We start from the raw sequence: 2,775 nt of genomic DNA on the forward strand, positions 1-2,775 counted from the left end.
AGCGAGTACAGCCGGAATTCATACAGATCGTCGGCGGGGAACCCGCCGAACACGATGTTGCCCGCGTCGTCGCGCAGCGGGCCCGGCGTCTCGTCGATCGTCGGCAGGATCAGCATCACGACCGCGATGGCCACGATGTACGCGCCTGCGGCGGCCAGGGTGGCGTTCCACGAGCCCAGCCTGTCGATCAGCCGGCGACCGAGATAGATCGCGCCGACGAACAATGCCGCGGACAGCACCACCATCAACAGGTACAGCAGCGTGCGTTGACGGATGGTCTCGTCGAGGCTCACCGCCGGAGGGTTGGCCGGGTACTTGAGCGCTGGAACGACGTAGAGGCTGAGCAGCATGCCACCCGCGACGAGCAACGACAGGACGCGGGCGGACACGTTGCCAACTCGGCCATACGTGACAGCGAACACGACTGCGAACAGCGCCGCCATCGCGATGCTGAAGGCCAGCACGCCGAAGCCCATGCCCACGTTGGCCTGGATACCACGGGTGAAGAGCTCGACGCCGTGGTCGTGCGCCTCGCCACCGTGCTCCATGGCTTCGTGGGCCGCGCCGATGCCATCCTCGTAACCGATGGCCCGCTCGATCACCGGCTCGACGAAGATCCGGGCGAACACGAAGGCGAGTACTCCAGCGAGGGCGCCGGCCAGAAGGCCTCGCCCGATGATCTGCTTTTCCATGTTCTCTTGTTCTCCAGCCGGCTTGTCAGTGGCAGGGGAAGCCGAGGAGGTGGCGGGCGTCGTGAATGAACTCGTGCACGTGTGTGTCGCTGCCGAAGACCGAGGTCGCACCCTGATCCATACCGACGAAGTAGAGCACCAGAAGGGCGAGGAAGGCGGTGGCGCTCAGCCACACCACGGCACTTGCGGCCGATACGTCCAATGCAGGAGCTGAGCTCTTGCGAGCCTCGGAGGATGTCATGTCAGTGGTGGTCCTTTCGGGAGTGCGCGTCCCGTATGCAGGTTTCGAACGTCGGGTCTGACTTTCACAGTGGCGCGACCGCTCTGGATTTTCACCAGATTCCTTCGTTCTTCGGTACAAGCAGCATCATAAGCACTGCAAACCAATTGAGCCTAGTGACCCCGTCCCGCGGCGCCGTCTCCAAAGAGAATGGGCGGCACCCCGGGAAGGGTACCGCCCATGCTCAACACAGTTGCGCCTTGCTACTCCGTGGCGCTCGCGGCTCCTGCCGCGCCCGCCGCACCGGCCTTGGCCAGGTCAGGAGCGTCCTCGACGACGGGGCGCTGCGCGCCGACGAACGTGAACACCGCGTCCTCGCCCGCACCCTCGCCGTCCCAGCCGTCGACGTCGACGGTAACGACCTGACCGGCGCCGACCTCGTCGAAGAGGATCTTCTCCGACAGGGCGTCCTCGATCTCGCGCTGGATGGTCCGCCGCAACGGGCGGGCACCCAACACCGGGTCGAAGCCGCGCTTGGCCAGCAGCGCCTTGGCCTTGTCCGTCAGCTCCATGGTCATGTCCTTGGCCCTGAGCTGATTGCCGACCCGGTCGATCATCAGATCGACCATGCGGATGATCTCGTCCTTCGTCAGCTGGTGGAAGACGATGATGTCGTCGATGCGGTTGAGGAACTCCGGGCGGAAGTGCTTCTTCAGCTCGTCGTTGACCTTGAGCTTCATCCGCTCGTAGTTGTTCTCGCCGCCACCCTGGGTGAAGCCGAGACCGACCGCCTTGCTGATGTCGGACGTGCCGAGGTTCGAGGTGAAGATCAGCACGGTGTTCTTGAAGTCCACCGTCCTGCCCTGACCATCGGTCAGGCGACCATCCTCGAGGACCTGCAACAGCGTGTTGTAGATCTCCTGGTGGGCCTTCTCGATCTCGTCGAACAGCACCACGGAGAACGGCTTGCGGCGCACCTTCTCGGTGAGCTGGCCGCCTTCTTCGTAGCCGACGTAGCCGGGAGGGGCACCGAACAGCCGCGACGCGGTGACGCGGTCGTGGAACTCGCCCATGTCGATCTGGATGAGCGCGTCGTCGTCACCGAAGAGGAACTCGGCCAGCGCCTTGGACAGCTCGGTCTTACCGACACCGGACGGGCCGGCGAAGATGAACGAACCCGACGGACGCTTGGGATCCTTCAACCCGGCACGGGTACGCCGGATCGCCCTGGAGACGGCCTTGACGGCATCCTCCTGGCCGATGATGCGCTTGTGCAGCTCGTCCTCCATGCGCAGCAGGCGCGTGGTCTCGGCCTCGGTCAGCTTGAACACGGGGATGCCGGTCCAGTTGCCGAGAACCTCGGCGATCTGCTCGTCGTCGACCTCCGCGACGACGTCGAGGTCGCCGGAGCGCCACTGCTTCTCACGCTCGGCCCGCTGACCCACCAACGTCTTCTCGCGATCGCGCAGGTTCGCTGCCTTCTCGAAGTCCTGCGCGTCGATCGCAGATTCCTTCTCCCGGCGCGCGTCGGCGATCTTCTCGTCGAACTCGCGCAGGTCTGGCGGTGCGGTCATGCGACGGATGCGCATCCTGGCGCCCGCCTCGTCGATCAGGTCGATCGCCTTGTCGGGCAGGAAGCGGTCGTTGATGTAGCGGTCGGCCAGCGTGGCGGCCGCCACGATCGCGCCGTCGGTGATCGACACCCGGTGGTGCGCCTCGTACCGGTCACGCAGACCCTTGAGGATCTCGATGGTGTGCTCGACCGTCGGCTCGCCGACCTGGACCGGCTGGAAACGACGTTCCAGAGCGGCGTCCTTCTCGATGTACTTGCGGTACTCGTCGAGGGTGGTCGCACCGATCGTC

Annotated in this window: 3 protein-coding genes; all 3 read right to left on the minus strand. The window is 65.1% G+C overall.

The genetic code is table 11. The features are described 5' to 3' along the window. Window positions 1-692 (minus strand): CbtA family protein (locus ACRDUX_RS31715; RefSeq protein ID WP_526419959.1); only part of this gene is annotated, 692 nt, incomplete at its 3' end. A 25-nt stretch (window positions 693-717) separates the two neighbouring features. Continuing rightward, the gene (locus ACRDUX_RS31720) at window positions 718-933 is read right to left on the minus strand and encodes a CbtB domain-containing protein (RefSeq protein ID WP_526419961.1); all 216 of its coding nucleotides are present in this window, start codon (window positions 931-933) and stop codon (window positions 718-720) included. A 242-nt stretch (window positions 934-1,175) separates the two neighbouring features. Then, window positions 1,176-2,775 (minus strand): ATP-dependent Clp protease ATP-binding subunit (locus ACRDUX_RS31725; protein ID WP_526419963.1); only part of this gene is annotated, 1,600 nt, incomplete at its 5' end.

The sequence above is a fragment of the Mycobacterium sp. genome, assembly GCF_050701675.1.
GTDB lineage: Bacteria > Actinomycetota > Actinomycetes > Mycobacteriales > Mycobacteriaceae > Mycobacterium.

Bases quoted from the DNA above. Each gene is read 5' to 3' on its own strand.
- ACRDUX_RS31720 (WP_526419961.1), bottom strand. From the start codon at position 933: ATGACATCCTCCGAGGCTCGCAAGAGCTCAGCTCCTGCATTGGACGTA.